This window comes from Helicobacter sp. T3_23-1059 (genome assembly GCF_053654515.1).
The window spans coordinates 1-3,749 of sequence record NZ_JBSIUV010000094.1 but is presented as its reverse complement, the minus strand read 5'-3'; the positions used below and the strand labels follow the sequence as shown (position 1 = coordinate 3,749).

The window sequence follows — 3,749 nt, the reverse complement described above, 5'->3', positions numbered from 1 at the left end:
ATTGTTGCTTGCATTGTTTGCATTGCTGTTATTGCTTTGTATGGTTAGGGATAGGAATGAGGTGGGGTGCAATACTTGGTTTTTGGTAGTAGAATCTGACATTTTTACCTCTCTAGTAGAAAATAATGAACTATTGCTCGTGGCATTGAGTAATATCGTCATTTTTGATAGATTATACTATATTTGTATAATGACAATACAATAAAAACATCTCACTTAAAATATCCCACTAAAAATTCATAGTCATTTGAGCTTAACATTTTGCCGTATTTGTCAAAGAGGACTTTGCCATCTTTTATCCCTCTAGTTAAAACTGCGTTTTTAGGCTTTGAATCGCCACTTGATTCATCGCTAGATAAATCCCATAAAATAACGACATAAAGATACATAGCCAATGAAAGCGCATAAGGCTTTGAACCATTGCCTAATTCAAGGTTTATTTGACCCTCTATATACTCAAAAGCATTGCGAAAATTACGCTCTTTTGTTTTGTCCCAGCCTAGCGTGAGATTTGCCAATGCTACGCTAAGCCAATCAATCGCGCTATAAAAAAGCTCATACTGCTCTAATTCAAATGGTTCGCCAATATCTAATTGCCCCTCTTTTGTGCAAGGGATTTCATCATAAGGTGCATATTCTAAAAATTTTTTATCGCATTCAAGAATTTGATATTTTAAGATTTTTGCTTGTTTTGTATCATTACTTTGCAATATTTCAAAGGCTTTTATGAGGCGATTAAATTTTTTGTCGCTTTGTGCTTTGTAATGTTGAATTTTTAGCAGATAATTATTTTGGGTTTGTTTGTTCGCGTTTATGAGATTTGATAAAATCGTTTGCAATAAATCATTTGTGAGTTTGTGTGGAATTTTTGGATTCGCTTCTTTGATATTTGTGATTGAATCTGCGCTTTGATTCGCTAAATCTATGTGCGAATCTGCATTTAGATTTGCGCTAAAAAGCGCAAAAATGATGGCAAGAAAAATATTTTTCATAACAAATACCCTAAAAATATTCTACAATAGCACTATATAAAATACCAGCTATTTTTGTTCTATATGCTTTTGTGTTAAGCAGTTGTCTCTCTTTTGGATTGGATAAAAATCCACATTCTACTAAGACTGAAGGCATATTGGTAATTTTTTTAATAACTCTAAAATTTTCAGTATTTTTAAATTGTTGGGCGATAAGATTGCTATCTTTGCGCTTATCAATAATATGTTCTAAAATATCTATAAATCTTTCCTCATCTTTTGCATAATTACTTTTATTATAGTAGCATTTTAAGCCTTTTGCAGTAGTATTGTTAGCACTATTTATATGAATAGACAAAAATAACATTTTTTTGCTTTGAGTATAGCGATAAATATTTTCTGCAATATTTACTCTATTATCTAATGCTACTTTTTTGTCCATATTTCTTGTTAGCACTACATTTAATTTGTGATTTTTTAGGGCAGTAAGTAGTCTATCTATATGTTTAACTATATCTAAATTTAATTCGCTCTCTTTGATTTTATCTTGATTGTAATTAGGCGAAACTGCTCCACCATCTGTGCCACCGTGTCCAGCGTCTAAAATCAATATAGGTTTTTCTACAAACGATAGCACTTGAAATGGCGTAGTTTTTTGATTGTTAAAATACGCAAAAAAAGCTACTATTTTATTTTTCCATTCTTTTTTTTGTGCCAAATTGCGTTTGCAATCCATCACCCAAATAATTAAGTCCGCTTGTCAATCGATTTTCTAAAGTTATTTCATTTGTGCTAGAATCTATATGAGTATCAGCTATGTCAAATACCATATATGCAAGGTTTATATATCGTTTATATCCAATATCTTTAGCATTAGTTTGTGGAATAATGGTAATACGATTTTGATATTTGTGTATTTTTAAACTCTCTACTTCATAGTTGCATTGTAATTTGTTTTGTGGAGCACGAAAACTAAAACTTAATTTGGGTAATGATAGTGTCTTGGTTTGTTTGTGATGTTTTTGCACATTTATTATGGGCGCATATTGCCTTATGCTTATATCAAAATTATCCTCGCTAAAATTATCTCTATCTACTATAAAACTCAATTTATCGATTGTGTATTTTTTATCCACACCAACATTTTGTGCTTTGAAATATCCCTTAGAATCTATATTGCCCTTTGCTACTACTCTTTGAAATTTTTCATTATACATATATACTTGTTTATTTTTTATGACTTCACCCCTGCTAGTATCAAAGCATTTTTTAATCTCTATTGTAATTAGATTTGCATCTTTTATGGGGGTGATTTTTATCTCTTTTGTTTTTTGTGGGTTTTGCTTTAATGATTCATAAAATGCCTTATTCCTATCCAAATATTTGGGGAAACTTTGCATTATAAGGATTGATTTGAAATAGTTTTCATTTGGATTGCTTAAGTGTTTGCAGAGTTCCTCTGATTCAGACTCTGTAAGCACTCTCAATTCAATATAGTTATTTCGCAAAAGATAGTCTTTGATAAGGTTTAGTTTGTTTATATAGATTTCACAAAGTGTATCTCGTGCTTGTTGCTCATCTAGTTTTTGTTTTTTGCCCTTATCCTCAAATACACCTTCGTCAAAATACCAATCCTCTGCAAACCCTGCGATAAAAGCCCCCACCACAGCACCTACAATCGTGCCAACAATAGGAAAACTAGTGCCAATAGTAGCTCCTGTGGCATTCCCAGCTAGGATTCTACTAGCGATGGATATACCTGCTTTTGTGGCTGATTTTTTAGCTACTTGTTTTGCAGATATACCAATACTTTTGCCAATTTTGCTAAAAGCGTAAGACACACTAGATTCAAATATGGTTTCTTGTATAGCTCTTTCATCATCTTTGCCCTCTACTTTCTTAAACAAATAAGAAAAAATACCAACATTACCTACAAGTTTATATTTGTAAAAAGTTGTTACTTCTTTTGCAACTCTCTGTTTTTTCATATATTCCAACAATAGCTCACTGGAGCCTGCCCCAGCCACAACTATTGAGTAATTTATCAATGTGCCTACACTACCAAAATCATTACGGTTTTGTATAGATTGTTGTTTGCAAACACAAAATTCTAAAACACCATAAGCAGATTGTGATTGTGTATCATTTGTCATTTTGTTTGCCCCTTAATTTATCTATTTTATCCCAATTTATTTTTGGATATAGTTCGTCTTGCTGTAAGTCTATTTTGTATATCAAAAAATCATTTTTATCCGCATTTAAAAGACATTTTTCAATCATAGGCAATAAATATGGATAAATCTCATCAATATTTGTTCCTCCCCAAACTTCAATAAAAGATACTACATTTCCAAAAGGAAATCTATCATTCAATCTCATTTTATAAAACTTGACCTCCGAACTTCCTCCAAAAATCATAGCACCAGTCCAAAAAGGCAAATCTATATATATGTATAGTGGCTCTGCTAGGGATATTTTTTTTGTTTTACCTAAATACTTTTCAAAAATTAAATTGTTTTTTGTCATATATATATTTTTTTGATTTAATAATCTAAACAGTCTATGAATTGGCATTAGTGCAATAAATAATAAAACTAACAATGCCAACGCCATAGTAATAGTCTCTAAATCACGATTGATAAGGTTTTCTATTATTCCTATAGGAAACCACCAACCTAAAATATAAGAGAAAAATACTAGATGCAATATGGTAATAAAATAGCCTACATTGCTTTTACGCTTTAGTTGCCAAATAATATCCTCATCCATTTGTCAATC

General features: G+C 31.2%; 5 protein-coding genes. 1 reads left to right on the top strand and 4 read right to left on the bottom strand.

Annotated features, from left to right (window positions below; genetic code table 11):
• On the top strand, positions 1–205 hold a 205-nt coding region (locus ACWIX0_RS12955), incomplete at its 5' end, for a hypothetical protein (RefSeq protein ID WP_454174401.1).
• A gap of 7 nt (positions 206–212) precedes the next feature.
• On the opposite strand, the gene ACWIX0_RS12950 is transcribed toward ACWIX0_RS12955, so the two are convergent.
• The 4 genes from ACWIX0_RS12950 to ACWIX0_RS12935 are packed head-to-tail and all read right to left on the bottom strand — an operon-like array spanning position 213 to position 3,740.
• The gene (locus tag ACWIX0_RS12950) at positions 213–992 is read right to left on the bottom strand and encodes a hypothetical protein (RefSeq protein WP_454174400.1); all 780 of its coding nucleotides are present in this window, start codon (positions 990–992) and stop codon (positions 213–215) included.
• A 10-nt stretch (positions 993–1,002) separates the two neighbouring features.
• Positions 1,003–1,689 (bottom strand): N-acetylmuramoyl-L-alanine amidase family protein, encoded by a 687-nt coding sequence (locus ACWIX0_RS12945; RefSeq protein ID WP_454174399.1) that lies wholly within the window; start codon positions 1,687–1,689, stop codon positions 1,003–1,005.
• A complete protein-coding gene (locus ACWIX0_RS12940; protein WP_454174398.1) occupies positions 1,661–3,124 on the bottom strand; it encodes a GlsB/YeaQ/YmgE family stress response membrane protein in 1,464 nt (487 codons plus the stop codon). Before ACWIX0_RS12940 ends, ACWIX0_RS12945 begins: the two co-directional genes overlap by 29 nt.
• Complete coding sequence (locus tag ACWIX0_RS12935) at positions 3,114–3,740, bottom strand: hypothetical protein (protein WP_454174397.1); 627 nt, start codon at positions 3,738–3,740, stop codon at positions 3,114–3,116. The genes ACWIX0_RS12940 and ACWIX0_RS12935 overlap by 11 nt, the downstream gene beginning before the upstream one ends.
• Positions 3,741–3,749 lie beyond the last annotated feature (9 nt).